This window comes from Pseudomonas palmensis (assembly GCF_049942755.1).
Lineage (GTDB): Bacteria > Pseudomonadota > Gammaproteobacteria > Pseudomonadales > Pseudomonadaceae > Aquipseudomonas > Aquipseudomonas palmensis.
The window spans coordinates 2,871,462-2,896,045 of record NZ_CP187958.1; the positions used below are offsets into that span (position 1 = coordinate 2,871,462).

Annotated in this window: 22 protein-coding genes; 16 read left to right on the top strand and 6 right to left on the bottom strand. The window is 65.5% G+C overall.

The annotated features are described in order from the left end of the window. Nucleotides 1–4: 4 nt before the first annotated feature. Together ACPRTJ_RS13250 and ACPRTJ_RS13255 are read right to left on the bottom strand one after the other, a co-directional pair. Nucleotides 5–892, bottom strand: a complete 888-nt coding sequence (locus ACPRTJ_RS13250) for a polyprenyl synthetase family protein (RefSeq protein WP_210014646.1) — start codon at nucleotides 890–892, stop codon at nucleotides 5–7. Then, entirely contained in the window at nucleotides 889–1,131 is a 243-nt protein-coding gene (locus ACPRTJ_RS13255; protein WP_043861884.1) for an exodeoxyribonuclease VII small subunit, read from the bottom strand. Before ACPRTJ_RS13255 ends, ACPRTJ_RS13250 begins: the two co-directional genes overlap by 4 nt. A gap of 244 nt (nucleotides 1,132–1,375) precedes the next feature. Here ACPRTJ_RS13255 and ACPRTJ_RS13260 point away from each other — a divergent pair, with 244 nt between their 5' ends. From ACPRTJ_RS13260 to ACPRTJ_RS13270, 3 genes are read left to right on the top strand one after another with little or no spacing between them, the layout of a single operon-like run. Further along, nucleotides 1,376–2,779: an MBOAT family O-acyltransferase gene (locus tag ACPRTJ_RS13260; RefSeq protein WP_240619922.1), complete on the top strand. Its 1,404-nt coding sequence runs from the start codon at nucleotides 1,376–1,378 to the stop codon at nucleotides 2,777–2,779. Further along, entirely contained in the window at nucleotides 2,766–3,944 is a 1,179-nt protein-coding gene (locus tag ACPRTJ_RS13265) for a DUF459 domain-containing protein (RefSeq protein WP_426429023.1), read from the top strand. The genes ACPRTJ_RS13260 and ACPRTJ_RS13265 overlap by 14 nt, the downstream gene beginning before the upstream one ends. Before the next feature lie 2 nt (nucleotides 3,945–3,946). Continuing rightward, a complete protein-coding gene (locus ACPRTJ_RS13270; RefSeq protein ID WP_043861881.1) occupies nucleotides 3,947–5,155 on the top strand; it encodes an SGNH/GDSL hydrolase family protein in 1,209 nt (402 codons plus the stop codon). A 244-nt stretch (nucleotides 5,156–5,399) separates the two neighbouring features. On the opposite strand, the gene ACPRTJ_RS13275 is transcribed toward ACPRTJ_RS13270, so the two are convergent. Beyond that, complete coding sequence (locus ACPRTJ_RS13275; RefSeq protein WP_177333013.1) at nucleotides 5,400–6,485, bottom strand: alpha/beta hydrolase; 1,086 nt, start codon at nucleotides 6,483–6,485, stop codon at nucleotides 5,400–5,402. Between the two features lie 85 nt (nucleotides 6,486–6,570). After that, nucleotides 6,571–8,154 carry an RNA repair transcriptional activator RtcR gene (rtcR, locus tag ACPRTJ_RS13280; protein WP_043861879.1) on the bottom strand — a complete coding sequence of 528 codons (1,584 nt, stop codon included), beginning with the start codon at nucleotides 8,152–8,154 and terminating at the stop codon, nucleotides 6,571–6,573. 611 nt (nucleotides 8,155–8,765) lie between these two features. Here rtcR and ACPRTJ_RS13285 point away from each other — a divergent pair. From ACPRTJ_RS13285 to ACPRTJ_RS13305, 5 genes are read left to right on the top strand one after another with little or no spacing between them, the layout of a single operon-like run. Beyond that, on the top strand, nucleotides 8,766–9,911 hold the full coding sequence (locus ACPRTJ_RS13285) for a slipin family protein (protein WP_054916416.1): 1,146 nt from the start codon (nucleotides 8,766–8,768) through the stop codon (nucleotides 9,909–9,911). A gap of 45 nt (nucleotides 9,912–9,956) precedes the next feature. Beyond that, nucleotides 9,957–11,171: an RtcB family protein gene (locus tag ACPRTJ_RS13290; protein ID WP_426429026.1), complete on the top strand. Its 1,215-nt coding sequence runs from the start codon at nucleotides 9,957–9,959 to the stop codon at nucleotides 11,169–11,171. A gap of 50 nt (nucleotides 11,172–11,221) precedes the next feature. Then, nucleotides 11,222–12,019 (top strand): nucleotidyltransferase domain-containing protein, encoded by a 798-nt coding sequence (locus ACPRTJ_RS13295; RefSeq protein ID WP_043861877.1) that lies wholly within the window; start codon nucleotides 11,222–11,224, stop codon nucleotides 12,017–12,019. Nucleotides 12,020–12,047: 28 nt separating this feature from the next. Beyond that, nucleotides 12,048–12,359 (top strand): hypothetical protein, encoded by a 312-nt coding sequence (locus tag ACPRTJ_RS13300; RefSeq protein WP_043861876.1) that lies wholly within the window; start codon nucleotides 12,048–12,050, stop codon nucleotides 12,357–12,359. A gap of 4 nt (nucleotides 12,360–12,363) precedes the next feature. Continuing rightward, nucleotides 12,364–13,437 (top strand): DUF6708 domain-containing protein, encoded by a 1,074-nt coding sequence (locus ACPRTJ_RS13305; RefSeq protein ID WP_426429029.1) that lies wholly within the window; start codon nucleotides 12,364–12,366, stop codon nucleotides 13,435–13,437. On the opposite strand, the gene ACPRTJ_RS13310 is transcribed toward ACPRTJ_RS13305, so the two are convergent. Continuing rightward, on the bottom strand, nucleotides 13,367–14,272 hold the full coding sequence (locus ACPRTJ_RS13310) for a DMT family transporter (protein WP_054916415.1): 906 nt from the start codon (nucleotides 14,270–14,272) through the stop codon (nucleotides 13,367–13,369). The genes ACPRTJ_RS13305 and ACPRTJ_RS13310 overlap by 71 nt on opposite strands. Nucleotides 14,273–14,370: 98 nt before the next feature. On the opposite strand from ACPRTJ_RS13310, the gene ACPRTJ_RS13315 reads away from it, so the two are divergent. The 8 genes from ACPRTJ_RS13315 to ACPRTJ_RS13350 all read left to right on the top strand — a co-directional run bounded on the left by ACPRTJ_RS13315 (nucleotide 14,371) and on the right by ACPRTJ_RS13350 (nucleotide 23,611). Next, nucleotides 14,371–15,282, top strand: a complete 912-nt coding sequence (locus ACPRTJ_RS13315) for a LysR family transcriptional regulator (RefSeq protein ID WP_054916414.1) — start codon at nucleotides 14,371–14,373, stop codon at nucleotides 15,280–15,282. A gap of 56 nt (nucleotides 15,283–15,338) precedes the next feature. Continuing rightward, nucleotides 15,339–16,346, top strand: a complete 1,008-nt coding sequence (locus ACPRTJ_RS13320; protein WP_043861873.1) for a response regulator — start codon at nucleotides 15,339–15,341, stop codon at nucleotides 16,344–16,346. A 4-nt stretch (nucleotides 16,347–16,350) separates the two neighbouring features. After that, nucleotides 16,351–17,322, top strand: coding sequence for a sensor domain-containing diguanylate cyclase (locus tag ACPRTJ_RS13325; protein WP_123753515.1), 972 nt, complete (start codon nucleotides 16,351–16,353; stop codon nucleotides 17,320–17,322). A 97-nt stretch (nucleotides 17,323–17,419) separates the two neighbouring features. Continuing rightward, nucleotides 17,420–17,938, top strand: coding sequence for a sigma-70 family RNA polymerase sigma factor (locus ACPRTJ_RS13330; RefSeq protein WP_043861871.1), 519 nt, complete (start codon nucleotides 17,420–17,422; stop codon nucleotides 17,936–17,938). After that, a complete protein-coding gene (locus ACPRTJ_RS13335) occupies nucleotides 17,931–18,938 on the top strand; it encodes a FecR family protein (protein ID WP_231390680.1) in 1,008 nt (335 codons plus the stop codon). The genes ACPRTJ_RS13330 and ACPRTJ_RS13335 overlap by 8 nt, the downstream gene beginning before the upstream one ends. Nucleotides 18,939–19,056: 118 nt before the next feature. Continuing rightward, nucleotides 19,057–21,852, top strand: coding sequence for a TonB-dependent receptor plug domain-containing protein (locus ACPRTJ_RS13340; RefSeq protein WP_426429032.1), 2,796 nt, complete (start codon nucleotides 19,057–19,059; stop codon nucleotides 21,850–21,852). A gap of 1 nt (nucleotide 21,853) precedes the next feature. Further along, complete coding sequence (locus ACPRTJ_RS13345) at nucleotides 21,854–22,954, top strand: cytochrome-c peroxidase (RefSeq protein WP_426429033.1); 1,101 nt, start codon at nucleotides 21,854–21,856, stop codon at nucleotides 22,952–22,954. 105 nt (nucleotides 22,955–23,059) lie between these two features. After that, nucleotides 23,060–23,611 carry an NADAR family protein gene (locus ACPRTJ_RS13350; protein ID WP_054916411.1) on the top strand — a complete coding sequence of 184 codons (552 nt, stop codon included), beginning with the start codon at nucleotides 23,060–23,062 and terminating at the stop codon, nucleotides 23,609–23,611. A 19-nt stretch (nucleotides 23,612–23,630) separates the two neighbouring features. On the opposite strand, the gene ACPRTJ_RS13355 is transcribed toward ACPRTJ_RS13350, so the two are convergent. Next, entirely contained in the window at nucleotides 23,631–24,527 is an 897-nt protein-coding gene (locus ACPRTJ_RS13355) for a LysR substrate-binding domain-containing protein (RefSeq protein ID WP_054916410.1), read from the bottom strand. Nucleotides 24,528–24,584: the final 57 nt, after the last annotated feature.

Here is a 24,584-nt window from a genome sequence, read left to right on the forward strand (position 1 = left end):
GCCGTCAACTGCGGCGTTCGACGATGTACCGCGCCAACGCCCGCAGCGGCTCGGCCTTGTCATCGAACCCAGCCAGCGCTGCCAGCGCCTGGTCGCGCAGTTCCAGCGCGTAGGCCTTGGCGGCTTCGAGCCCCAGCAATGCCGGGTAGGTCGGCTTGTCGCGGGCGATATCTGCGCCCTGGCGCTTGCCCAGGGTCGCGGTATCGCTCTCGACATCCAGGATGTCGTCCTGCACCTGGAACGCCAGGCCGATGGCCTGGGCATACTGCTGCAAGGCCGCAAGCGTCTGGGCATCGGCCCGCGCGCTGGCCAGGGCGCCGACCTTGACGCTGGTTTCGATCAGCGCGCCGGTCTTGTGCCGGTGCATGTATTCCAGCGCGGTCTGATCGAGCTTGAGCCCCACCGAGCCCAGGTCGATGGCCTGGCCACCGACCATGCCGGCGGGGCCGGCGCCCTGGGCCACGGCCTGCACCATGGCCAGGCGAATGGCATCGCCCTGCGGGCTCAGGCGCGGGTCGAGCAGGGCGCTGAAGGCCAGGCTCTGCAAGCCGTCGCCGGCCAGGATCGCACAGGCCTCGTCGAATTTCTTGTGGGTGGTGGGCTGGCCGCGACGCAGGTCGTCGTCGTCCATTGCCGGCAGGTCGTCATGCACCAGCGAATAGGCGTGGATCAGCTCGACTGCGCAGGCGGCGCCGTCGGCATCGCTGCTGGCGCCACCCAGCGCCTCGCAGGCGGCATAGGCCAGCAGCGGGCGTACCCGCTTGCCGCCGTTCATCACGCTGTAGCGCATGGCGGCATACAGGCGCTCGAGTTCGCTCGAGGGGGCGTGGAACAGGGTTTCCAGCGCGGCATCCACCTGGGCCTGGCAACGGGCCTGGTAGGCGGCAATCATTCTGGCTGTTCCGCGTCGAACGGCTCGGCGCGCAACTCGCCGTCGCGCTCCAGCAGCACCTGGACCTTCTGCTCGGCCTGGGTCAGGGCGCTCTGGCAATCGCGGGTCAGGCCGATGCCTTGCTCGAAGGCGGTCAGCGAATCTTCCAGCGACAGTTCGCCGTTCTCCAGGCGTTCGACCAGCGCTTGCAGGTCGGCAAGGGATTGCTCGAAGTCAATGGCAGCTTTTTTTCGGGCCATGGCGGCTGTCTCTGGTGGCGGTTTGAACGGCGCGACACTAGCAGAGCAGGGCAGGGGGAGCAAATCAGCGCCTGTGATCTTTCGTCGCATTCTGTTGCATAAATGCCGTGGGAACAGGCTTGATTTTCCTGCACCGCTTGCATTGTGGGGGCTCACTGCTGTCTGCCATAATCGCGCCCGCTCTGCGCCGCGGGTTGTATCCGGGTCAGGGTCCCCCCTTCCATGTCGCGTAATGGACTACGTTGTGAGCTTTCTTTCGATCGAGTTCGGCCTCTGCTTCACTCTGTTTTTCGCGGTCTACTGGAGCCTTTGCTGGAGCGTTCGCCTGCAGAACGTCCTGCTGCTGGCGGGCAGCTATGCGCTGGTCGCAAGCTTCAGCCTCGATTCGCTGTACATCCTGCTCGGCTACACCCTGCTGGTCTACCTGCTGGGGCTGTTCAGCGCGCGATATCCCGGACGGCGCTTCACCTACCTGATGGTGTTGCTGCTGGTGCTGGGCTGCTTCTATGTCTTCAAGTACCAGGAATTCTTCGTGGGGGGCGTGCAGGCCGCGCTGGCCGACCTGGGCCTGGACGTCTCGCTGCCGGTGCTGGAGGTGCTGCTGCCGATCGGGCTGTCGTTCTACACCTTCCATTCGGTCAGCTACCTGGTGTCGATCAACCGCGGTGAAATGGCCCCGGCCGCGCCGCTGGACCTGGCCCTGTACCTGGCCTTCTTCCCCAGCCTGGTGGCCGGCCCGGTCAACCGCGCCGCGCACATGCTGCCGCAGATTCGCCCGGCGCAGATCCGCCAGGTGCTGGAGCCGCAACGGGCGCTGGGGCTGATTGCGCTGGCGGTGGTCAAGCTGTTCTTCTTCAGTGCCTGGCTGGGCAGCGAGTGGGTCGACCCGGTGTTCGAGACCCCAAGCGGCTTCAGCGCCGAGCAACTGCTGCTGAGCGTGTACGGCTACAGCCTGCTGATCTACCTGAACTTCAGCGGCTACACCAACCTGGTGACCGGTGTGGCGCTGCTGCTGGGCTTTCGCCTGCCGGCCAACTTCAATGCGCCCTACGCGGCCCGCAACCTCAAGGAGTTCTGGGGGCGCTGGCACATCAGCCTGTCGACCTTCATTCGCGACTACGTGTACATCCCGCTGGGCGGCAACCGCCAGGGCGTATGGCGCGGCAACCTGAACATGCTGCTGGCGATGCTGGTTTCCGGGCTGTGGCACGGCGCGAGCCTCAACTTCATCATCTGGGGTGCGCTGCACGGCGTGGGGCTGGCGCTGTACAAGGCCTCAACCTATGTGCTGCCACAACCGATGCGCTGGCCGGGCGCGGATGTGCTGGCGCGCCTGCTGACCTTCCACTACGTCGCCTTCGCCTGGATCTTCTTTCGCTGCGCGAGCCTGGATGATGCGCTGGACATGCTCGGCGGCATCGCCGGCCTGAGCCTGGGCGGGCTGTTGAGCACCACCGGCCTGCTGTTGCTGGGCTGCGTGCTGTACATCGCGGTGTACCCGCAGGTGCTGGCGCTGCTGCGCCAGGGTTTTGCCGCCAGCAGCCGGCTGCCCTGGCAGCTCTACCCGATCCCGCTGGGGCTGTTCGTGTCGTTGGTCATCTTCGCTTCGCAATCGGGCGTGCCGGGGTTCATCTATGCAAGCTTCTAGTACCGGTCAGCTGTTCAAGACGCAAATGGGCGCGGCCAAGGTGCTGTACGCGATCCTGGTCACCACCTTGCTGCTGTTCTGGCTGAACCAGAACTCCATCAGCCTGTACTGCCAGCAGAAGTACCACCAGAGCTGCGAGCTGCCCTGGGTAGGGCAGAGCCAGGCGTGGCGCCTGGGCGGCAACCTGACCCAGGCCCTGGGGGATGCGCGCAGCAGCTTCATCGACAGCCTGGAGCGCCAGACCCTGCTGGCCCAGGCCGAGGGCGTGCCGACGGTCGAGCTGCCGCCCAGTATGCCGGTGGTGCTGGTCGACCTGGCGCAGCCGCATGCCAAGGCGCCGGCGCCTGCCAAGGTACCGGTGGTGGCGCCGACACCTGCGGCCAGGCCCCCTGCAGTGCAGCCAGCGACAGTGCAGCCGGTTGTGGCGCAGGCGCCCGCCGCGCAGCCCGCCGCGCAACCGGTCAAGGTGGCGGCGCAACCGCTGGTGCCGGGGCAGCCGCCCAAGGCCGTGAGCCTGGCGGCTGGCGACGAAGTGTTCCTGGTGGGCGACTCGCTGATGCAGGGCGTGGCGCCGCACCTGGCCAACACCTTGCTCAAGCGCTACCAGATCAAGAGCGTCAACCTCAGCCGCCAGAGCACGGGCCTGGCGTACCCCGGTTTTTTCAACTGGCCGCAGACGGTGTCCGACACGCTGCAGAATCACCCCAACATCCGCCTGATGGTGGTGTTCCTGGGCCCGAATGACCCGTGGGACATGCCCGAATCCAAGGGCAAGCCGTTCCTGCGTTTCAAATCGCCTGAGTGGGAGGCGCTGTACCGCAAGCGCATCGACCGGATCCTGGACGAGGCCCGCGCGCACAATGTGCAGGTGATCTGGGTCGGCCCGCCCAACATGCAAAAGCCCAAGTTGTCGACGGCCATGGCCTATCTCAGCGGGCTGTATGAAAGCCAGGCGCAGCTGTACCAGCAGCATTACGTGTCGGCCAACGGCGTGCTCGGTTACCAGGCCGACGAGTTCTCCTATACCCTGCAGAACAGCCAGGGCAAACGGGTCAAGACCCGTGTCGACGACGGCATCCACTTCACCACCACGGGCCAGAAGCTGATCGCCGAGCAGGTACTGTCGATGATCGCCTTCCCGGGCCTGACCGTAACGGGACACTGAGCATGCGCCGAGCGCACAACATCCTGGTGCTGGCGGCGCTTATCTGCGCGCTGCCGGGCTGCAGCCCGGTGGCGGCGGTCAACGCGCCGGCCGCGCGCCCCCTCGCCGTGCAGCAGAAGGCGACCGGCAGCCGTGACGGCAACCTTGCGGTGCTGGCCGGCAAGCTGCGCACCTCCAGTCGCACACCGGTCAATATCGTGCAATTCGGAGATTCGCACACTGCCGCCGACCTGTTCAGCGGCGAGATGCGTCGCCTGCTGCAGTCGCAGTACGGCGATGGCGGCATAGGCTTTGTGGCGGCGACACCGGTACCTGGCACGCGCTACGACAACCTGATCCTCAAGACGGCCAGGCGCCAGTGGGAGCTGGTGTCGGCGCGCAACCAGCAAAGCACCCAGTTCCCGCTGGGGGGCTACCTGTCGGTACCGCTGGCGGCGAACCCGAGCGTGCGCCTGGAGGCGCGCGAGCCCAGTGCCCAGCGCTACCGTATCTCGGCCCTGTACCAGGCGCGGGAGAACAGCAGCCTTACCGCCCGTGGCGGGCAGAACGCGGCGCGCCGCGTGATGCTGGCCGCAAGCAACGGGCAGTGGCGCTTCAGCCCGCCGCTCAACAGCATCAGCCTGCCGGTGGACATGAGCCTGAATGCCCACCCGGGCACGGTGCTGGGTGGCTGGTACATCCAGGGCCAGAAGAACGCCGGGGTGACCTATTCGGCCCTGGGCATCAACGGTGCGCGGCTGGAGGTGCAGGACAAATGGCAGGCTGGCTGGCAGGAAAACCTCAAGGCCCTGCGCCCGGACCTGATCATTCTGGCCTATGGCACCAACGAGGCGTTCGACAACACCCTGGACATGGCCAAGTACCGTGACCAGTTGCGCCGTACCGTGGCCCAGCTCAAGCGGGTGCAGCCACGGGCGGTGATCCTGCTGGTGGGGCCTTCGGACTCGATCAAGCAGCGTGGCGCGCGCACCTGCGCGACGCGGCGCCCGCAGTCGTTGCCGCAGGTGGTGCAGATCCAGCGCCAGGTGGCACGCCAGGCCAACGTGCTGTTCTGGGACTGGCAGGCCTACATGGGCGGGGAGTGCTCGATTGCGCGGTGGCAGGCAGAGGGGCTGGCGCGAGGCGACCTGGTGCACCTGACGGCTGATGGCTATCGCAAGAGTGCGTCGGGGCTGTATGACTACCTGCGGGGGCAGTTGGGGCTGCGCTGAGGCAAAAAAAAGAGGGGCTGTATCGGTGTCGGGATTGGCTTGCGGCGCCCCGGTGCATCGATAACAGCCCCCCAGCTTCGAGCCACAGGGGCGTCGAACTCAGGTGCAAGCATAGAATGGTTTTTTGGGGCCTGCTGTAGGACTTTTGGACAGATCTCGAAGGGTTCTTCGTCAGCAAGGCTGACTCCTGCCGTTTATCCCAACCCTGCAGGAGCCAGCCTTGCTGGCGAAAGCCGCGCTGTAGTCAGCCCGCCGGGGTCAGCCCCAACGCGTAATCGAGGTACCCGCGATACGCCGTTTCCCAGTCATCCTGGAAGGTGTGCCCGGCCGGGTGTTCGTGGCTTTGCACCGGGTTGCTGCCTTCGAACGCCTTCTGCGTGGTTGCGGTCAGTTCCAGGTTGCTCGAATGCTCCTTGGCGCCGTGCACGATCACGATGCGCTTGTCCTTGGCCTTCTGCACGGCGAATGGAATGCGAAAGCCGCCCGGCGACAGCAGTACTGCGCCGCTGTAATGCTGCGGGTATTCGGCGATCAGGTGCGCCGCATGTTCGGCGCCCTGGGAAAAGCCGATCAGCGCCACGTTCGAGCGGTCGATGCGGGTCTGCTTTTCCAGGGCCTTGAGCGCGGCCGCCACGGCTTTCTCGGTCGGCTCGACCGAGTGTTGCTGCCACATGAACTGGCCCTCGTCGCGCTTGAGCGTGCCGTTCACGCCCACCAGTACGGCGCGTTCGCCCACCAGCTCTTCACGCATGCGAATGCCCTTGCTGCCTTCGGTGCCGTAGCCGGACAACCACACCACTACCGGCCAGCCGCCGGCCGGGGCCTTGCCTTCGGGGATGCTGAACGCCGCCGCACCGGCATCCTTGGCCTGTTTGGCGTAGTTGGCCTCGGCGCTCTGCAGCAGTTTCTTGTAGGCCGGTGCGTCCTTCATGCTCTCCAGCTCGTCGTCGTCACGCAGGATCACGGCCTGCCAGAAACCGCGCTCGCGGGCCTGGTCGAGCAGGTCGCCAGCCAGATCGAACTTCTCCATCGAGGCCAGGGCGGCGCCGGCCTGGTAGGACGCATAGGCGTTCTTCGGGTCCAGGCGTGCGGCCGTCAGGTAATAGGCCAGGGCGCCAGCCATGTTGTCGTGCTCGCTTTTCTCCTTGTCGCCGGCATCGATGAATTCCTGTGCGTCGGCATCGTTCAGGTAGAGGTTGGCCATGCCGGCCAGGCCCTGCCAGCGGCCCTTGGCAACGGCCTCGTCTTCGTCGGCGAAGCTGGCGGTGGCGGTAAGGCTCAGGGCGGTGAACAGGCTGAGGGTGGCAAAGTGCAGACGAGGAGATGTCATGAACGACAAGACCGAGAGTCCTTTTTCGGTGGAAGGGAAAGTGTGCCGGCCAATACGGCCGGGGCGCGGATTCTAGCATGGCAGCTCAGCTGCGCAGCTGGTTCCAGTCCAGTTCGAAGCGCGCCAGGTATTTGCGCAGGCGGTCGGCATCGTTGGGTTTTTCCTTGTCCTGGCGCGACACCGCAAACAGCTGGCGCCCTGCGTCGGACAGCGAGCGGGCATCGCGACACACCCGCAGCACGGCCTCCAGTTGCAGGCGGTCGAACAGGTCCAGCTCACGCCCTTCAAGCAACGGCTCGGTGGGCGCGGCAACCCCCCAGGCCCGTTGCAGCCGGGTGATCTCTTCGCTGACCAGGGGCTCGTCGATGCGTCCGCTGTCGGCCAGGGTCGCCATGCGCGTGATCGAGGCCGACAGCTCGCGAAAGTTGCCGGCCCAGCGTGCTTGCGGTGAATGGGCGAACGCCAGGTACTGGCGCTTGGCTTCAAGGTTGAAGCGCACGTTGCGGCCCTGTTCGCGGGCGTGGCGCTGCAGTTCGAAATCGATGTTCGGCTCGATGTCTTCGCGCCGCCCGGCCAGCCCCGGCAGTTCGAAGGTCCACAGGTTGATGCGCGCATACAGGTCTTCGCGAAACAGCCCTTCGGCCACCTGCTTGCGCAGGTCACGGTGGGTGCCGGCGATCAGCTGGAAGTCGCTTTGCACCTCGTTGTCTGCGCCCATCGGGAAGAAGCGCTTCTCTTCGATGGCCTTGAGCAGCATGGCCTGTTCGTCGGCGCCCAGTTCGCCGATTTCGTCGAGAAACAGCATGCCGCCGTCGGCGGCGCGCAGCAGGCCGTCGCGGGCGTTCTGTGCACCCGTGAAGGCGCCCTTGATATGCCCGAACAGGCTCGACATGGCGCCGTCGCCGCGCAGCGTGGCGCAGTTCACTTCGACGAAGCGGCCCTCCAGCTGGTGGCGCGTGCGCTTGAGTTCATGGATGCGCCGAGCCAGGAACGACTTGCCGGCACCGGTCGGCCCCACCAGCAGCATCGGGGCGGTGGAGCGCAGGGCGACGCGCTCGATCTGCTCGATGGAGTGGTTGAACGCCACGTTGCGCGTGGCGATGCCGGCCTTGAGAAACGCCAGGCTGTGCGCCTGCTCGCGCTGAAAGCGCGAAGCGATGTGGTCATAGCGCGACAGGTCGAGGTCGATCAGCGTGCTGGTGCCGGCCGGGTCACGCTCTTCTTCCTTGCCGCGCGCCGGCGAGGTCTGCACCAGCCGCGCCGGCAGGTAGCGCGCCTCGGTCAGCAGAAACCAGCAGATCTGCGCAACGTGGGTGCCGGTGGTGATGTGCACCAGGTAGTCCTCGTGCTCGGTGTCGAAGTGGTAGCTGCTGGCGAAGTCATGCAGCGCGCCGTACATCTCTTCGAAATCCCACGGGTTGTGCAGTGCCAGGCGGTGCAGGCGCACCTCGGTGTGGGGCGACACGCTGAGTACATCCTCGCGCAGGCGCTCGGCCAGGCCCAGATCACGTTCGCTCTTGCCGTGAATCAGCTCCAGGCGGTCGATCGAAAGATCAGGCTGCTGGCACAGCGCGACGGTGGGCCGCCACTTGTTCCAGCGCGCGGCACCCTTTCCGTTGCGGTCGAGGGTGGTACCGATGAAGCCGATGGCAACGCTGCGCTTGTGCATGCTGTTTATCTTTTTGGATAAATGAAGAGATAAAAGTATACATAAAAGCCCTCAAGCATTTGCCCGGTGCGCAGGTTGATTTAACGAAGATGAAAATAAAACACTTATAAATCAATTAGTTGAAAATAAATTCTAGCGCTTTTACGAAACCTGGCACGCCCCTCGCAATAACGCTTTCGACCGCATCGCCAAGCAGGCCAACGGGTCGGGGTTCACAACCCCACCGGTGCACGAGCCCACCCCTGGTGTTGGTGTCGTGCATGCCGCCGCCGCAACGACCGGTCGCTGGCGCAACCCCGGATGGGGCCGCCAACGAGCCTAGAACTCGTTACATACCCTCCACGGTAGCTGTACCCGTAACACCCGCCGGTGAGGCGAGGGCAACGCACTTGCAGCCAGGATGGCTGACTGTCGCGAAGGACGCCCCCGCCACCGCTGGTACGCCCGGCCTGCTGGCCGGGCCCGGGGCAAGGCGCAACGTCGGACCGAAGGACTCGGTCGGCAAAGGACTCTGATGTCCCGGCGCGTGCACCTCCCCCCGGGCCCCACCTGCAGCGCTCGGCGTACCGGCAGCACCGGCACCACGGAATTCATTGAAAGGGAAATACAGAATGAAACTGCTCAAGCGCTTCATCGTGAAAAAGAACGAACGCGGCCTGCTGTTCTGCGAGGGTGACTTCGTGTCGATCCTGGAACCGGGCGTGCATCAGCGCTTTGACCTGCATAACCGGCTGACGGTGGAAACCTTCAGTCTCAACACCCCGCGCTTCGAGCACCGCCTGGCCGGCTACCTGCGCCAGAGCGAGCCGGCGGTGGTGGATCAGTACTTCGAGCGCATGGACCTGGCCGAACACGAAGTGGGCCTGCGTTTCGAGGATGGCGCACTGGCGGAACTGCTGCCACCGGGCAGCCGCCAGTTGTACTGGAAGGGCCAGAGCGCGCAGACCCTGCAGCGCATCGACCTGACCCACAGCTATCGCCTGGAGCCGACCCTGCTCGGCCAGCTCGGCCAGCCCAAGCTGCGCGGTCGCACCCTGGCCGGGCTGGATGCGGTGCTGCTGGCGCCGGTGCCGGCCTTCCATGTGGGCGTGCTCAAGGTCGATGGCGCGGTGGTCGAGCTGCTGCCGGCCGGTCAGTACGGCTTCTGGCGCTTCAACCGCCAGGTGAGCGTCGACATGGTCGACATGCGCATCCAGTCGCTGGAGGTCAGCGGCCAGGAGATCCTCACCCGCGACAAGGTCAGCCTGCGCCTGAACCTGGCGGCCAACTGGCGCTACAGCGACGTGCTGATGGCCTTCGCCAGCCTCAGCAAACCGCTGGAGCACCTGTACCGCGAGGTGCAGTTCGGCCTGCGTGCGGCCGTGGGCACGCGTACCCTCGACGAGCTGCTGGAGAACAAGCAGCTGATCGACGACACCGTCAGCCAGTACCTGGCCGAGAAACTGGTGGGCAGCGGCATCGAGGTCAGCGGCCTGGGCGTGCGCGACATCATCCTGCCGGGTGAAATGAAGACCCTGCTGGCGCAGGTGGTGGAGGCTGAGAAGGCGGCCCAGGCCAACGTGATCCGGCGCCGCGAGGAAACCTCGGCGACCCGTTCGCTGCTCAACACCGCCAAGGTCATGGAAGACAACCCGACGGCCCTGCGCCTGAAGGAGCTGGAAACCCTGGAGCGGGTGGCCGAGCGCATCGACCGGATTTCGGTATTCGGCGGGCTGGATCAGGTGTTGAATGGGCTGGTCAGCCTGAAAACCGCATGACACCTGCCAGGCCTTCGGGCCTGGCGGGCTACAAGGACAATTGAGATGAAACACATGAACATCCTCGAAGTGGCCAACGGCAAACCGATCAAGCTCTGGACCCAGGGCGTGCCGGTGGACGAGGACGCACGCCAGCAACTGATGAACACCGCGCGCCTGCCGTTCATCTTCAAGCACCTGGCCGTGATGCCCGATGTGCACGTGGGCAAGGGCTCGACCATTGGCAGCGTGATCCCTACCCTGGGCGCGATCATCCCGGCGGCGGTGGGCGTGGACATCGGCTGCGGCATGATCGCGGCGCGCACCTCGCTGGTGGCGGCCGACCTGCCCGACAACCTGCAAGGGCTGCGCAGCGCCATCGAGAAGGCAGTGCCCCACGGCAAGACCTTCGGCCGGCGCGACCAGGGCGCGTGGAACCACGTACCGACCGCCGCCGATCAGGCGTGGTCGGCCCTGGCCGGGCGTTTCAAGGCGATCACCGACAAGTACCCGCAACTGCAGAAGACCAACAATCGCCAGCACCTGGGCACCCTGGGCGGCGGCAACCACTTCATCGAGGTGTGCCTGGATGAGGCCGACCGCGTGTGGTTCATGCTGCACAGCGGCTCGCGGGGCGTGGGCAATGCCATCGGCAACCTGTTCATCGAGCTGGCCAAGGCCGACATGCGCCAGCACATCTCCAACCTGCCGGACAAGGAACTGGCGTATTTCGAGGAAGGCAGCCGACATTTCGACGACTACGTCCAGGCGGTGGAGTGGGCCCAGGACTTTGCCCGGCAGAACCGTGCGCTGATGATGCACGCGGTGATCGAGGCAACGCGCCAGGTCATCCGCAAGCCGTTCGAGGCCAACCTGCAGGGGGTCAACTGCCACCACAACTACGTGCAGAAAGAGCAGCACTTCGGCCAGGAGATCCTGGTGACGCGCAAGGGCGCGGTGTCGGCGCAGAAGGGCCAGCTGGGGATCATTCCGGGCTCGATGGGCGCCAAGAGTTTCATCGTGCGCGGCCTGGGCAACGAGGAATCGTTCTGCTCCTGCAGCCACGGTGCCGGGCGGATCATGAGCCGTACCCGGGCCAAACAGGCCTTCACCCTTGAGGACCAGGTACGCGCCACCGCGCACGTGGAGTGCCGCAAGGACAAGGACGTGATCGACGAGATCCCGATGGCCTACAAGGACATCGATGCGGTGATGGCGGCGCAGCGCGAGCTGGTGGAAGTGGTGCACACGTTGCGTCAGGTGGTGTGTGTGAAAGGCTGATGGCCTCTTCGCCGGCCGTGCCGGCGAAGGGGTACAACGAGGATTCGAACATGAACATGGAAGACCGTCACCCCCTGCCCAGTGCGATGCGCAGCTGGGTACTCGAAGAACTGCAACGCATCGAGCGCGAGCATGACGTGCGCGTGCTCTACGCCTGCGAATCCGGCAGCCGCGCCTGGGGTTTTGCCTCCACCGACAGCGACTTCGACGTGCGCTTCATCTACGTGCACCGCCAGGACTGGTACCTGCGCATCGACGAGCCACGCGACGTGATCGAGCGCCCGCTCACCGACGAACTCGACATCAGTGGCTGGGAGCTGCGCAAGACCCTGCGCCTGCTGCGCAATGCCAACCCGACCCTGCTCGAATGGCTCGACTCGCCGCTGGTGTACCGCGCCGAGCCGGGGGCGCTGCAAGCCTTGCGCGGCCTGGCCAGGCAGTTCCATTCGCCGCAGGCGGCGTTTCACCACTACCTGTCGATGGCTACCAAGAACTTTCGCATCTACCTGCAGGGCGAAGAGGTGCGCCTGAAGAAGTACCTCTACGTATTGCGCCCGTTGCTGGCGGTGCGCTGGATCGAACAGGGCCTGGGCATGCCGCCCACCGCGTTCGCCCAACTGGTGGAGGCGACCCTGCACGACCCGCTGCTGCTGGCCGACCTGGACGAGCTGCTTCGCGTCAAACGCATCGCCAGCGAAGCCGATTACGGGCCTCGCCGCGTACTGCTGCACCAGTTCATCGAGAGCGAGCTGGCACGAGGGGGAGCCGCCCCGGCACTGCCCAGGCCCCACGGCGATGTAAAACTGCTCGACGACTATTTGCGTGATACTGTGCGCCGTTTTTCATAGGAGCCTGTATGAACAAGGATGTCGACGCATGCTGAACCTGCGGCTGGCGCAACGCTGGGAGCGCCTGGGCAATCGCGATACCGAGGTGGGCCTGATGCTGCTGTTCGCCCTGCTGGCCGCGCTGTTTGCCTGGGGCGCCTATGTCATGGCCTATCCGGAGCATGGCTGTGTGCGCATGGGCAAGGGCAACAGCGGCCCCCTGGAGTGCAACCCGCGCCAGCTGCTCAACAATGCTGTCGGGCTGCTGTTGATCGGTGTCTGCTGCGCAAGCCCCATCTTCTACATCCTGTGGCACTGGATCAAAGACATGGCGCGGCCATTGACGCTGGAAGAGGAATAGCTCGATGGCCGACAGCAAATACGAACGCCTGCCCCACGCCGGTGACTTCGAGCGGGTGGCCGGCACCGAGATCGTCTACCTCTCGCCCCTGCCGATCCCCACCGGCATGCCGGCCTACAGCAGCCGCAACCTGCACCGCGAATCCAACGAGGTGTACCTGGACTTTGCCATCGGCCAGGGCAACTTCGAGTTCATGGCGCGCTGCGGCATCGCCTCGGTGATGGGCGTGGTTACCTGTTTCATGCTCACTGCCTTGCTCGGCTCCTGGGCACGCCGCCATGTGGAGCCGTTCTGGAGCACCTTCGCCGACTTCATGGCCAACGGGTTCATCTGGGGCTTCATCGCCTGCCTGTCGTTGCTGTATGCGGGGATGTTCTGGCGGGTGATGCGCGAGGTGACGATTCACCCGCCGATACGCTTCAACCGCCAGCGCCGCGAGGTGGCGTTCGTGCCCACTCGGGGCGCGGCGCCGATCTTCGTGCCGTGGGAGTCGGTGATCGCCTGCGTCAGCGCGGGGCGCACCGTCACCGAGTACGCCGTGCTGCCCGCCTTCAACCTGATGTTCTGCCTGCGTCAGGCCGACACCGGCAATGTGCTGTGGATCAACGTGCCCAGCGGCCACCTGGGCGCGGCGATTGCCGAATGGGAAGCGATCCGGGTGTACATGGAAGAGGGCCCGGCGAGCCTGCCGCCAGCGCCCGATGAAGAGTTCGAGGAGGGCACCGTGGCGTTCTTCCACATGGCCCGCCAGGGCTATCGCGACAACTTCCCGTGGTGGCAGCACTGGTTTGGCTTTCTGTTTGTGCAGGCCTTCGGCGGCTGGACCTTGCCGTGCCATATCTCGCACTGGGTCAACAACCGGCCCAAGGCGGGCATACCTCCTGAAGTGAAGGCGTGGTCGACGCCGCTGCCGGCTGAACAGCATGCCAGGCCCAGCGCCGAACTGCTGGCGCAGAGCGAAGAGGTGCGCAGTACCTTGCGTCGTGGCCAGACCCTGCTCGACTACTTCAATGTGAAGTTTGGCGACCCGGCTGAACCGGCAGCCGAGGCGGCCTCAGGTTCAGCGCCAGCACGCTGATCAGCACCAACGGCCCGCCCAGCATCACCGAAGCCGAGGGCCGCTCGCCCAGCAGCGCTGCGGCGATCAGCATGGCGAAGGCGGGTATCAGGTACAGCGCCAGGGTCACCCGGGTGACCTCGCAGTGGCGCAGTACCCAGGCCCAGGCCAGGTAGGCCAGCGCGCTGGGGAATACCCCCAGCACCAGCACCGCAGTGTTGGCCTGGGACGGCGCGTGGCCCAGGTCGTCGAGCAGCCCCGGCAGGTACACCATCAGCAATGCAGTGCCCGACCATACGGTGTAGCAGGTGATGGTCAGCGCGTCGTAGCGGTGGCCGTGGTGTTTCTGCAGGGCGAAATAGATGCTCCACGACAATGCCGCCACCAGAATCAGCAACCCGTGCGGGTCGAACTGGCCGAGCCCGCGATCGCCGGCCACCACGATCACCGCGCCGGCCATGCCCAGCAGCAGGCAGCCCCAATGCCAGGCCCCGGCCACCTGCTTGAACACCCAGTGCGCGATCAGCAGGCTGAACAGCGGCGTGGACTGCGCCAGCACACTGGCCGCCCCGGCGCTGACCCCGCGCTGGCCGTAGTTGATGGCCACATGGTGCAGGCTGACCGCGAACAGGCCAAGCAACAGCAGGGTGGGCACGTCCCTGAGCCGGGGCAGGGTGATGCCGCGCAGCAGCGCGATGACCGCCATGAACAGCGACGCCACGATAAAGCGCGCCAGCGCCAGATGCGTGGGCGCATAGCCCTGCAAGCCCAGGCGGATGCCGGTGGGCGAGTAGGCCCAGCACAGCAGCACGAAGAGTACGGCGCAGGCAATTTTCAGTGAGCTGGGGCGGGTCATGGGGTGGGCTTCCGAAGGGCGGGTGCGCTCAGTATCGGAACGCCTACTGCTCACTACAATCGACTTATACTGAGCCAATCGTTCACTTTGGGTGATGTATGGAGCTGATGCAGATCCGCATGTTCAAGACCGTCCACGACACCGGCAGCATTGCCCGTGCGGCCGAGGTGCTGCACTACGTGCCGTCCAACATCACGGCGCGGATCAAGGCGCTGGAGGCCGAGCTGGGCGTGCCGTTGTTCCATCGCCGCGGGCGCGGGCTGGTGATCAGTCCGGCGGGGGAAACCTTCTTGCCCTATGCCACGCAGATGCTGGCCCTGGCCGAGGCCTCCAGGCAGGCGCTGGCGCCGTCCGCCAAACCATCCGGACGCTTGCGCATCGGCGCCATCGAGTCCTCGGCCAGCGGGCGCCTGCCGCGGTTTCTGGCGCAGTACCATGCGCGCTATCCCGAGGTGACGCTGGAGCTGAGCACCGGCACCTGGTCGCAGATGCTCGACGATGTGCTCAACCACCGTCTCGATGGTGCGATCGTGGCGGTGGATGTCGAGCGCCCGCACCTGCGCCGCACCCTGATGTACCAGGAAGACCTGCTGCTGATCGGCGCACCGTCACTGGGGCCGCTGCGCAGCGCCGCGGACCTGGTGGGCAAGGCCGTGTTCATGTGGCCTGAAGGCTGTCCGTATCGGGCGGCACTGGAGCACTGGCTGCAGGCCCAGGGGCACAAGCTGCCCATCGTGGGCATCGGCAGCTACGGTGCGATTGTCAGCTGCGTCAGCGCCGGCACCGGGGTGTCACTGGTGCCGCGCGGCATCTACGAGCAGTACCGCCAGGGCGCAGGGTGGATCGGGCACGAGTTCGCCGACCTGAAGGCGGTCGACAACCTGTTCTACTGGCACGAGGGGGCGGGGCGACATCCGGCGCGGGAGGCATTCGTGCAGATGCTGCGCGATGGCCTGGCAGGGAATGTGCAAGTGGATTCGCTCAGCACCGCTGACGCAGCGGGTACGTAGAACCTGGCGTCGGATCATGGCATGATGCCATTACTTTTTATATTGTTATTCACTCGATGAGCGCCCCGTCTGTGTCAACGATGTCCTTGCTGGTGTGCGATGACTCCATGGTGGCCCGCAAGCAGGTGCTGCGCGCGCTGCCCGCCAACTGGCCGGTAACGGTTACCGAGGCCAGCGACGGGCGCCAGGCCATGGACGCCATACGCCGCGGCCTGGGCCAGGTGGTGCTGCTGGACCTGACCATGCCCACCATGGATGGCTACCAGGTGCTGGCTGCGCTGCGTGACGAAGGCCTGAGCCCCAAGGTCATCGTGATCTCGGGCGATGTGCAGGAAGAGGCCGTGCGCCGGGTGCTGGACCTGGGCGCGCTGGCGTTTCTGAAAAAACCCTTCGACCAGGACGAGCTGCGCCGCCTGCTGGCCCAGCTGGGGCTGTTGGGTGAGCGCTCGGCGACACCGCTGGCCGGCGCGGCGACTGCCGTCATCGGCTTTCGCGAGGTGTTCAGCGAAACGGTCAACGTCGCCATCGGCCGCGCCGCGGCCCTGATCGCCAAGGTGCTGGGCGTGTTCGTGCAGTTGCCGGTGCCCAGCGTCAACCTCTTCGAGGTGGGCGAGTTGCACATGGCGCTGGCCGACGCGGGCAGCAGCCAGCGGCTCACGGCAATCTGCCAGGGCTTCATCGGCAGCGGCATCGCCGGCGAGGCCCTGCTGATGTTCCACGATTCGGAAATCGCCGACATGGCCAAGCTGATGCGCCACCAGAGCATCGAGTATTCCGACATGGAGCTGTTGCTGGACTTCTCCAGCGTATTGATCGGTGCGTGCCTGAGCAGCATTGCCGAGCAGATCGACGTGGTGTTCTCCCAGGGCCACCCGCAGATCCTCGGCCAGCACGGCACCATCGACGAGCTTATCCAGGTCAACGGCCAACGCTGGCAGAAAACCCTGGCGGTCGAGATCAGCTACAGCCTGGAAGGGCACGATATCCGTTTCGACCTGCTGTTGCTGTTCACCGAAGACTCCATCGAGCGCTTGACCCATAAACTTGCCTACCTGATGAACTGAGCCCATGCGCGATCCTATCGACCTGAAGGAATTTCACTGGCTGCTGAGCATCGTGCAGAGCATCGATGTGGGCGTGGTGGTGCTCGACCGCGAACATCGGGTGCAGGTGTGGAACACCTTCATGGAAAACCGCTCGGGGGTGCAGCCCAGGGATGCCTACAACCAGTGCTTCTTCAGCCTGTTCCCCGAGGTCGACCGGCAATGGTTCAGCCACAAGGTGGACAGCGTCGCGACCCTGGGCACCCCGGCTTTCACCATCTGGGAGCAGCGCCCGTACCTGGTGCGGTTCAAGAACTACCAGCCGATCACCGGCCAGGTGGATTTCATGTACCAGAACACCACGCTGCTGCCGTTGCGCTCCACCGACAGCGAGATCCGCCAGATCTGCCTGGTGATCTACGACGTGACCGATGTGGCCACCAACCGCCACCAGTTGCAGGCCGCCAACGCGCAGTTGCAGAAGCTGTCCAGCACCGATTGCCTGACCGGGCTGTACAACCGCGGGCATTGGGAGGAGTGCCTGCAACTGGCGCATGCGCGCAATCAGCGCTATGGCAATGCCACCAGCCTGGTGATGTTCGACATCGACCATTTCAAGCGGGTCAACGACACCTATGGCCACCCGGCGGGCGATGCCGTCATTCGCCAGGTGGCCAGGGTGGTTCGCGAGCAGATCCGTGACAGCGACGTGGCCGGCCGTTACGGTGGCGAAGAGTTCGGCGTGGTGCTGACGGACACCGACAAGGCCGGCGCGCTGATCTTTGCCGAGCGCCTGCGCAAGGCGGTCGAACGCCTGAGCGTCAGCCATGAGGGGCAGGACATCCGTTTCACCATCAGCCTGGGCGTGGCCGATCTGAGCCATCCCTCCAGCAGCCACGCCGAACTGATTGCCTGGGCCGACCATGCGCTGTACCTGTCCAAGCACGGCGGGCGCAACCGGGTGACAGTGCATGAACCCGCGGTGGTGGCGGGCTAGCTCACCTTAAGGCGCAGGAGCAGGCCTGATGTTTCAGTTGATAATCATTCGCAATTGAATGCAGAATAGCGGCCCTCCCAACCCGCTCCTGCCTTCAATGGTCGTCGCCGTGTCCTGCCCCAGCGATAAACTCCAGTTGTACCTTTCCCACCGTGCTGCGCTGGTCGACTATTCGGCACCCATCGTCGGCTGCCGTGCGCAGGCCGAGGACGTGGTGCAGGAGGCCTGGCTGCGTTTCTGCGGGCAGGCCGACGCCGGTGCGCAGTTGGGCAACCCGGTGGGGTACCTGTACCGCATCGTGCGCAACCTGTCGTTCGACCTGCTGCGCCGCACGACCCTGGAAAACCGCCAGCCCGATGGCGGCGAACGGCTCGATGAGCTGCCGTCGAGCGCACCGTCGCCGGAGCATCAGGCCCTGCACCGCGATCAGTTGCGTGTGCTGCAGGACGCCCTGGCGCTGCTGCCGGAGCGGGCGCGGCAGGCCTTTCACATGCACCGCTTGCAGCACATGACTTTTCAGGAAATTGCCGCCCGCTTGAATATTTCGACTAGTCTGGCGCACCAACTGGTGCGTGACGCACTGACCCACTGTGCGGAGCATCTGGCCGATGACTGATACCACCCCGTCTTGCCGAACGCCCGGCTCGCTGAAGGACGACCCGGTGTGGCAGGCCGCCATGGACTGGCTGCTGCAATGCAATGCCGAACCGGACAACGTGCTGCTGCACCAGGCCCATGCGCGCTGGCTGGCCGCTGACGAACGCCATGCGGCGGCCTGGCGCAAGGTGCAAAAGGTCTGGATGCTGAGCGCCGGCATCGACCCGCTGGAGCCACCAACGGCGCATCAGGTGCCCGCCGCACCGCGCATGGCAGCCCGCCGGCGCAGTTGGCCACGCCGGGCGCTGGCGGCGAGCGCGCTGGCGGCCTGCGTGCTGTTGCTGGTGGGGCGTGCACCGCCGGCCGACTACAGCAGCACGGCGGGCGAGCACCGGCAGGTGCGCCTGAGCGACGGCAGCCACATCGAACTGGGCAGCGACAGCGCCATCCGCGTGGCGTTCGAGCCGGGTGCGCGTGCGGTCACGCTGCTCAAGGGCCAGGCATTCTTCGAGGTCAGCCATGACGCCGCGCGGCCCTTCACGGTGCAGGCCGAAGACGTGAAGGTGACCGTCACCGGCACGGCGTTCGATGTGGACCTGAGCCGCAGCGCGGTGTCGGTAGCAGTGCAGAGCGGCTCGGTGCAGGTGCGTGACAGGCGCGGCGAACTGGCAGTGCCGGCGCTGGGTGCGGGCGACAGCCTGCGCGTGGGGCTGAACCAGGGCCCGGCGCAGCGCAGCCGGGTGCAGCTGGAGCAGGTTGCGGCATGGCGCCAATGGCAGTTGCTGGTCAACGACCGTCCATTGGCCGAAGTCATCGAGCAACTGCGTGCGTATTACCCCGGCGTGTTGCTGCTGCAGGACCGTGCCCTGGGCCAGCGGCGCATCACCGCGTCGCTGAACCTGCGGTCGCCAGGTAGCGCGCTGCAACTGGCCATCGCCCCGCTGGGCGGGCAGTTGACGCAATGGGGGCCGTACATCACGGTCATCCGTGAGCGCGCTTCGCCGCCTGGGAAAAAATAAATTCACGAAGTTCTGGAAATTCCCCATCGCCGTTCGTTTATTGCCCCGCTGAGTTAATCGTACAGATTCTCATTTACAGGCGCGTATCGTTCGCGCCGCACGGGGAGTTCACCAGAGCATGTCCATTCGCACCCAAGAGTCGTTGCAGGGTCGTCGGCGCAGTGCGCGCCTGCTGTTGCTGTCAGTGGGGCTGGCAGTGTCGTTGCCGGTGCTGGCCGATGACGAGCCGACGCGCCACAGCATCGATATCGCGCGCCAGCCGCTGGGCTCTGCGCTGATGGCGCTGGGGCAGCAGACCGGCCTTCAGATCAGTGTCGAAAGCCAGTTGCTGGGCAACCTCAGTGCCCCGCCGGTGCGTGGCGAGCTGAGCGCCGATCAGGCGCTGGCGATCCTGCTCAAGGGCAGCGACCTGGAATGGGTGCATATCGGCGACGACGCGCTGCTGCTGCAACGGGTGGTGCGTCCGCGTGCCGACCAGATCCAGCTGGAAAACACCAAGGTCCGTGAACGGGCGCTGCTGCCACAGGGTGAAACCCATATCGATCGCGAGCTTATCGAGGCAATGCCGGCCGGCAACGGCGACATCACCAGCCTGCTGCGCAGCCACCCCAACGTTCAGTTCGACGACAACCAGCTCAGCAGCAAGACACCCGGAGAAATCGCCCCGGCCAACATCAGCATCAACGGCGCGGCGTTCTACCAGAACGCCTTCCTGGTCGACGGCATCAACATGAACAACGACATCGACCCGGCCGAAGACCGCGTGCAGTTGCTGGACAGGGTGCCGGGGCGCAGCCAGGGCCTGGCGCTGGACACCGACCTGCTGGAGAACATCACGGTTCTGGACAGCAACGTGCCGGCCGCCTATGGCGGCTTCAACGGTGGGGTGATCGACGCCCAGACCCGCGCCCCGACCAAGGCCCTGCACGGCAAGTTCTCGGTACAGACCACGCGCTCGGCCTGGACCAAATACCACATCGACGAGACGGAAGAGCAGCGCATGGAGAACTCCGGCTCGCCCGACGAGCAGCTCGAGTTCGACAAGGTCATCGTGCGCGGTACCTTGCAAGGCCACCTGACCGACACCTTCGGCCTGATCGGCAACTTCAGCCAGAAGCGCTCGACCATTCCGCTGAGCCTCTACTCCTACAACAACGTCGAAGAGATGGGCTATCACAAGGAGAAGCAGGAGCGGCGCATCGACAACTACTTCCTCAAGTCGGTGTGGCAGGCCAGCGACCGGCTCACCGTCGAGACCAGCGTGACCCACGCGCCCGAGGAGAGCCATTACTTCCGGGCCAACGTCGCCAACTCCGGCTATGACAACAAGGTTGGCGGTACCCAGTTGAACCTGCGCACCGTGTGGGACGGCGACCTGGCCCGTGTCGAACAGACCCTGGCCTGGAGCCGCCAGGAACAGAGCCGCACCTCGGACTCGGCCGACTACTGGACCTGGCGCAAGTCGACCACCAAGGACTGGGGCATCGGCAGCAAGACCACCGCCAACACCCTGGAGGGGGGCTGGGGCGATATCGAACAGCAGCAGCGCACCTGGCAGTACAAGCTCAATGCCGACTGGCGCAGCTTCGACTGGCTGGGCGCCATTCACCGCCCGCAGACCGGCCTGGAGTTCTCCCGCCAGTACGTACGCTACGAGCGCCTTACCGACAGCAGTACCTACGTGGCCCCGGCCGCCACCAACAGCTGTACCAACAGCGCGGGGGTGACCGATACCGTTGCCTGCAACATGGGCGAGACCGTCAGTGGCTGGGCCGGCCAGTACATGAAGAGCCGCACCCGCTATGCCCCCGGCGAATTCGATTTCACCACCACCACCTGGGGCAGCTGGGTGCAGGACGAGATCACCCTGGGCAAGCTGACCCTGCGCCCCGGCGTGCGCGTGGACAGTGACGACTACATGGACAAGACCACCTGGGCACCGCGCTTCTCCCTGGAGTACGACGTGTTCGGTGACCGCACCACCTTGCTCAGTGCCGGTGCCAACCGCTACTACGGCCGCAGCGTCACCAGCTGGCAGTTGCAGGACGGGCGCAACCGCCTGCGCTTCAACGAAACCCGCGCGAGCCTCGACAAACCCTGGGTGACCAAGTCCAACGGCAGCAACCAGACGCTGTTCAATCAGCTCGACATCCCCTATGACGACGAGCTGATGCTGGGCGTGGTGCAGCAGTGGGCCGGCATCGAGTACGGCCTCAAGTACGTCAACCGCAAGGGCCGTGACCAGGTGGTACAGGTGTCCGGACGCACCCTGGGGCAGCCGTCCACCGACCCTGACCTGGCCAGCAACTACACCACCTACACCAACGACGGCAAGAGCGAGACCGACACCTACACCCTGACCGTGACGCCGATGCAGCGCTGGACGCTGTTGGGTACGCAGACCGGCGGCCAGCTGGCGCTGAACTGGACCGACAGCAAGGCTTCCTCGCCCAGCTATGTGCAGGCCGACGACACCTACTACCAGAACGACGTGATCCAGTACCAGGGCAGCTTCATCAACTATCAGGACCGCCCGGCGACCAACTACAACCGACCGTGGACGGCGCGCCTGACCACCATCACCGACATCCCCCAGGCCAACCTGCAGTGGAGCAACTTCTGGCGCTACCGGGCCGGCTACAAGCGCATCGGCGACACCGGGCGCAACGTCGATTACAGGGGCACCTCGGTGGATGTGTGGGAAGAGCAGAAATTCGACGCGGCGCTGACCTGGGACACGCGTCTGGGCTGGCGTATCCCCACCGCACGGGACCAGGCCATCTTCGTCAACGTCGACGTGTTCAACGTGCTCGACAAGAAGTCGGTCAATGCCAACGCCACGGTCAACAGCAATTCGGTGTCGACCTATGAAGTGGGTCGCCAGTACTGGCTGGAAGTGGGGTACACCTTCTGAGATGCGCCTGTTCCTGATTGACATCGCACTCATGCTGGCCAGCCCGGCCCTGTGGGCGCAGCACCACGCACCCCTGTGTGCATCGGCTGATGCGGCCTGCCTGCGCGAGGCCTACAGCCGCCCGCCGGCACACTGGCCGGCGCCGCAGGTGGACGCCGGCGTGGCCTGGCAGGAGCTGGGGCCACTGCCCGAGCGTGCACCCTCGCCTGCGCATAACCCCTACACCGAACAGAAGGCAGCGCTGGGGCGCACGCTGTTCTTCGACCCGCGCCTGTCGCGGTCGGGGCAGATCGCCTGTGCCTCGTGCCACGAGCCGGACCTGGCGTTCGCCGATGGTCGCCGGGTGTCGTTCGGGCATGGGCGTGCGCCAGGCCGGCGCAATGCGCCGAGCGTGGTCACCAGTGGCCTGGCCCCACAGCTGTTCTGGGATGGCCGCGCCGACAGCCTGGAAACCCAGGCGCTGATGCCGGTCGTCGATCCGGCGGAAATGGCCTTCAGCGTCGACGAACTGGTGGCCCGGTTGCGTGCCAGCGCCGATTACCCGGCACTGTTTGCCGTGGCGTTTCCCGGGCAGGCGCTGGGTGCCGAGCAGATTGCCGCAGCCCTGGCGACGTACCAGCGCGATCTGTTGCGGGTCGCGCAGCGCACGCCGTTCGAGCGCTTCCTGCGCGGTCGCACTGCTGCGCTGAGTGACCAGCAGCTACACGGGCTGCACCTGTTTCGCACCAAGGCGCGCTGCATGAACTGCCACTTCGGGCCGGGAATGAGCGACCAGCGTTTTCACAATGCCGGCCTGACGTTCTACGGGCGCAGCCGCGAGGACCTTGGTCGCCATGAAGTCACCGGCCTGGCCGCGGACGTAGGGCGTTTTCGCACCCCTTCGCTGCGTCTGGTGAGCCGCACCGGCCCGTGGTTCCACAACGGTTTCGCCAGCAGTCTCGATCAGGTGCTGGCGTTCTACAACGTGGGCATGCCGCGGCCGGTGCCGAAGCCTGGGCAGCAGGGCGATCCGCTGTTTCCTGTCACCTCGGCACAGTTCGAGGCGCTGGGGCTGGACCGGGTGGAGTTGAAGGCGTTGAAGGCATTTCTGGAGGCGCTGTGAGCGGGTGCTGCATTACGCGGTAGTATCACCGTCCTGGCCGGCAGGCGCCGTTCGGTGCTGCGGCCGGATGACCGTTGCAATGGTGTTATTGGAGAGGCAATCAGCGTGAACGATTCACAGATGCTCGAGGACCTGGTGTCCCGCTACCTGGCCGGCGAAAGGCCCGAGTTCGTATTCTTCTGGGGCCATCAGGTGAGCCGCAAGGGTGTCACCGCCTCGTGTTTCAGCCAGTGGTACGTGGCGCCGTTCGAGGTGGACGGGCAGTCGTACCAGTCGGCCGAGCACTACATGATGGCCGAGAAGGCGGCGCTGTTTGGTGATGAACAGACGCGGGCACGGATCATCGAGGCGACCGATCCCAATGCGGCCAAGGCACTCGGGCGCCAGGTGCGTGGGTTCGACGAGGCGCGGTGGGCACAGGAGCGTTTCGCGATCGTGGTGCGGGCCAACCAGGCCAAGTTTTCCCAGAACGCGGAACTGGGGGCCTTCCTGCAGGGCACCGGCACGCGGGTGATCGTGGAGGCCAGCCCGGTGGACCGGGTGTGGGGGATCGGCCTGGCGCAGGATGACCAGAACGCCCACCGGCCGGACCGCTGGCGCGGCCTGAACCTGCTGGGCTTCGCGCTGATGCAGGTGCGCGACGCGGCGCAGGCCTGACGGCCCGCCGGCCCTGCGATCAGGGCTGACTCGGCAAGCCGAGCCGCGCCTGGATGAACGCGACGAAGGCAGTGAGCTTGGGCAGTGACTTCTTCGAGCGTGGATACACCATCTGCACCGGTTTGTGGGCCGGTACATACGCCCCCAGAATGCTCACCAGCTCCTTGTTCGCCAGCGCGGCGGCCACCAGAAAGTCCGGCTGCATCAGGATCCCGCTGCCGGCAATGGCGGCCTGCAGCAGTACCTGGCCATCGTTGCTGCGAAGCACCGCCTGCTCGGGCCAGAACACCTCTTTGCCAGCCTGCTTGAGTGGCCAGGCAAAGCGGTTGTTCCAGGAGGTGTGGGTGAGAATTCGGTGGGCGTGGAGCGCCTCCGGTGTTGTCGGCTCGCCGGCCTTCTCGAGGTATTTCGGGGCGGCGCAGATCACCATCTGATAGGGCGGCAGGGGCTGCGAGACCAGGTTGGCGTCAACCAGCTCGGCGATCCTGAAGCCCAGGTCGAAGGCACTCTCGTAGAGGTCCACCACCTCGTTGCTCAGGATCAGCTCGACCTGAACCTGCGGGTAGCGCTGCATGAACTCGGTCACCAGCGGGCCGACCAGCGATACCCCCAGTGTCATCGGCGCGGTCACCCGCAGCAGGCCACTGGGTGCGTCGCTGGAGGCTTCTACCCGGTTGTAGGCGTAGGCGACCTGCTCCAGGGCGGTCCTGGCCTCGGCATAGAAGATGCGGCCTTCGCCGGTTATGGTCTGCCGGCGTGTGGTGCGTTGAACCAGCCGGGTGTTCAGGGTTTTCTCAAGGCTCTGGACATGCCGCCCCACCATCACCGCCGACATCCCCAGCGCGGCAGCCGCCCCGGCAAAGCTGCCGGCTTCGACCACGGCAACAAATACTTCCATCTGCCTGAGCTTGCTCATCGAGTGATCCGAGAGGTGATGATTACTAACGTTGAGTGAGCCAATTGCTAACCTGAC

Coding starts and splice junctions, on each gene's coding strand:
- ACPRTJ_RS13310 (WP_054916415.1), bottom strand. CDS start 14,272: ATGACCCGCCCCAGCTCACTGAAAATTGCCTGCGCCGTACTCTTCGTG.
- ACPRTJ_RS13290 (WP_426429026.1), top strand. CDS start 9,957: ATGAAACACATGAACATCCTCGAAGTGGCCAACGGCAAACCGATCAAG.
- ACPRTJ_RS13355 (WP_054916410.1), bottom strand. CDS start 24,527: ATGAGCAAGCTCAGGCAGATGGAAGTATTTGTTGCCGTGGTCGAAGCC.
- ACPRTJ_RS13330 (WP_043861871.1), top strand. CDS start 17,420: ATGGTCGTCGCCGTGTCCTGCCCCAGCGATAAACTCCAGTTGTACCTT.
- ACPRTJ_RS13250 (WP_210014646.1), bottom strand. CDS start 892: ATGATTGCCGCCTACCAGGCCCGTTGCCAGGCCCAGGTGGATGCCGCG.
- ACPRTJ_RS13325 (WP_123753515.1), top strand. CDS start 16,351: ATGCGCGATCCTATCGACCTGAAGGAATTTCACTGGCTGCTGAGCATC.
- ACPRTJ_RS13285 (WP_054916416.1), top strand. CDS start 8,766: ATGAAACTGCTCAAGCGCTTCATCGTGAAAAAGAACGAACGCGGCCTG.
- ACPRTJ_RS13320 (WP_043861873.1), top strand. CDS start 15,339: ATGAGCGCCCCGTCTGTGTCAACGATGTCCTTGCTGGTGTGCGATGAC.
- ACPRTJ_RS13345 (WP_426429033.1), top strand. CDS start 21,854: ATGCGCCTGTTCCTGATTGACATCGCACTCATGCTGGCCAGCCCGGCC.
- ACPRTJ_RS13275 (WP_177333013.1), bottom strand. CDS start 6,485: ATGACATCTCCTCGTCTGCACTTTGCCACCCTCAGCCTGTTCACCGCC.
- ACPRTJ_RS13255 (WP_043861884.1), bottom strand. CDS start 1,131: ATGGCCCGAAAAAAAGCTGCCATTGACTTCGAGCAATCCCTTGCCGAC.
- ACPRTJ_RS13315 (WP_054916414.1), top strand. CDS start 14,371: ATGGAGCTGATGCAGATCCGCATGTTCAAGACCGTCCACGACACCGGC.
- rtcR (WP_043861879.1), bottom strand. CDS start 8,154: ATGCACAAGCGCAGCGTTGCCATCGGCTTCATCGGTACCACCCTCGAC.
- ACPRTJ_RS13335 (WP_231390680.1), top strand. CDS start 17,931: ATGACTGATACCACCCCGTCTTGCCGAACGCCCGGCTCGCTGAAGGAC.
- ACPRTJ_RS13270 (WP_043861881.1), top strand. CDS start 3,947: ATGCGCCGAGCGCACAACATCCTGGTGCTGGCGGCGCTTATCTGCGCG.
- ACPRTJ_RS13295 (WP_043861877.1), top strand. CDS start 11,222: ATGAACATGGAAGACCGTCACCCCCTGCCCAGTGCGATGCGCAGCTGG.
- ACPRTJ_RS13340 (WP_426429032.1), top strand. CDS start 19,057: ATGTCCATTCGCACCCAAGAGTCGTTGCAGGGTCGTCGGCGCAGTGCG.
- ACPRTJ_RS13300 (WP_043861876.1), top strand. CDS start 12,048: ATGCTGAACCTGCGGCTGGCGCAACGCTGGGAGCGCCTGGGCAATCGC.
- ACPRTJ_RS13265 (WP_426429023.1), top strand. CDS start 2,766: ATGCAAGCTTCTAGTACCGGTCAGCTGTTCAAGACGCAAATGGGCGCG.
- ACPRTJ_RS13305 (WP_426429029.1), top strand. CDS start 12,364: ATGGCCGACAGCAAATACGAACGCCTGCCCCACGCCGGTGACTTCGAG.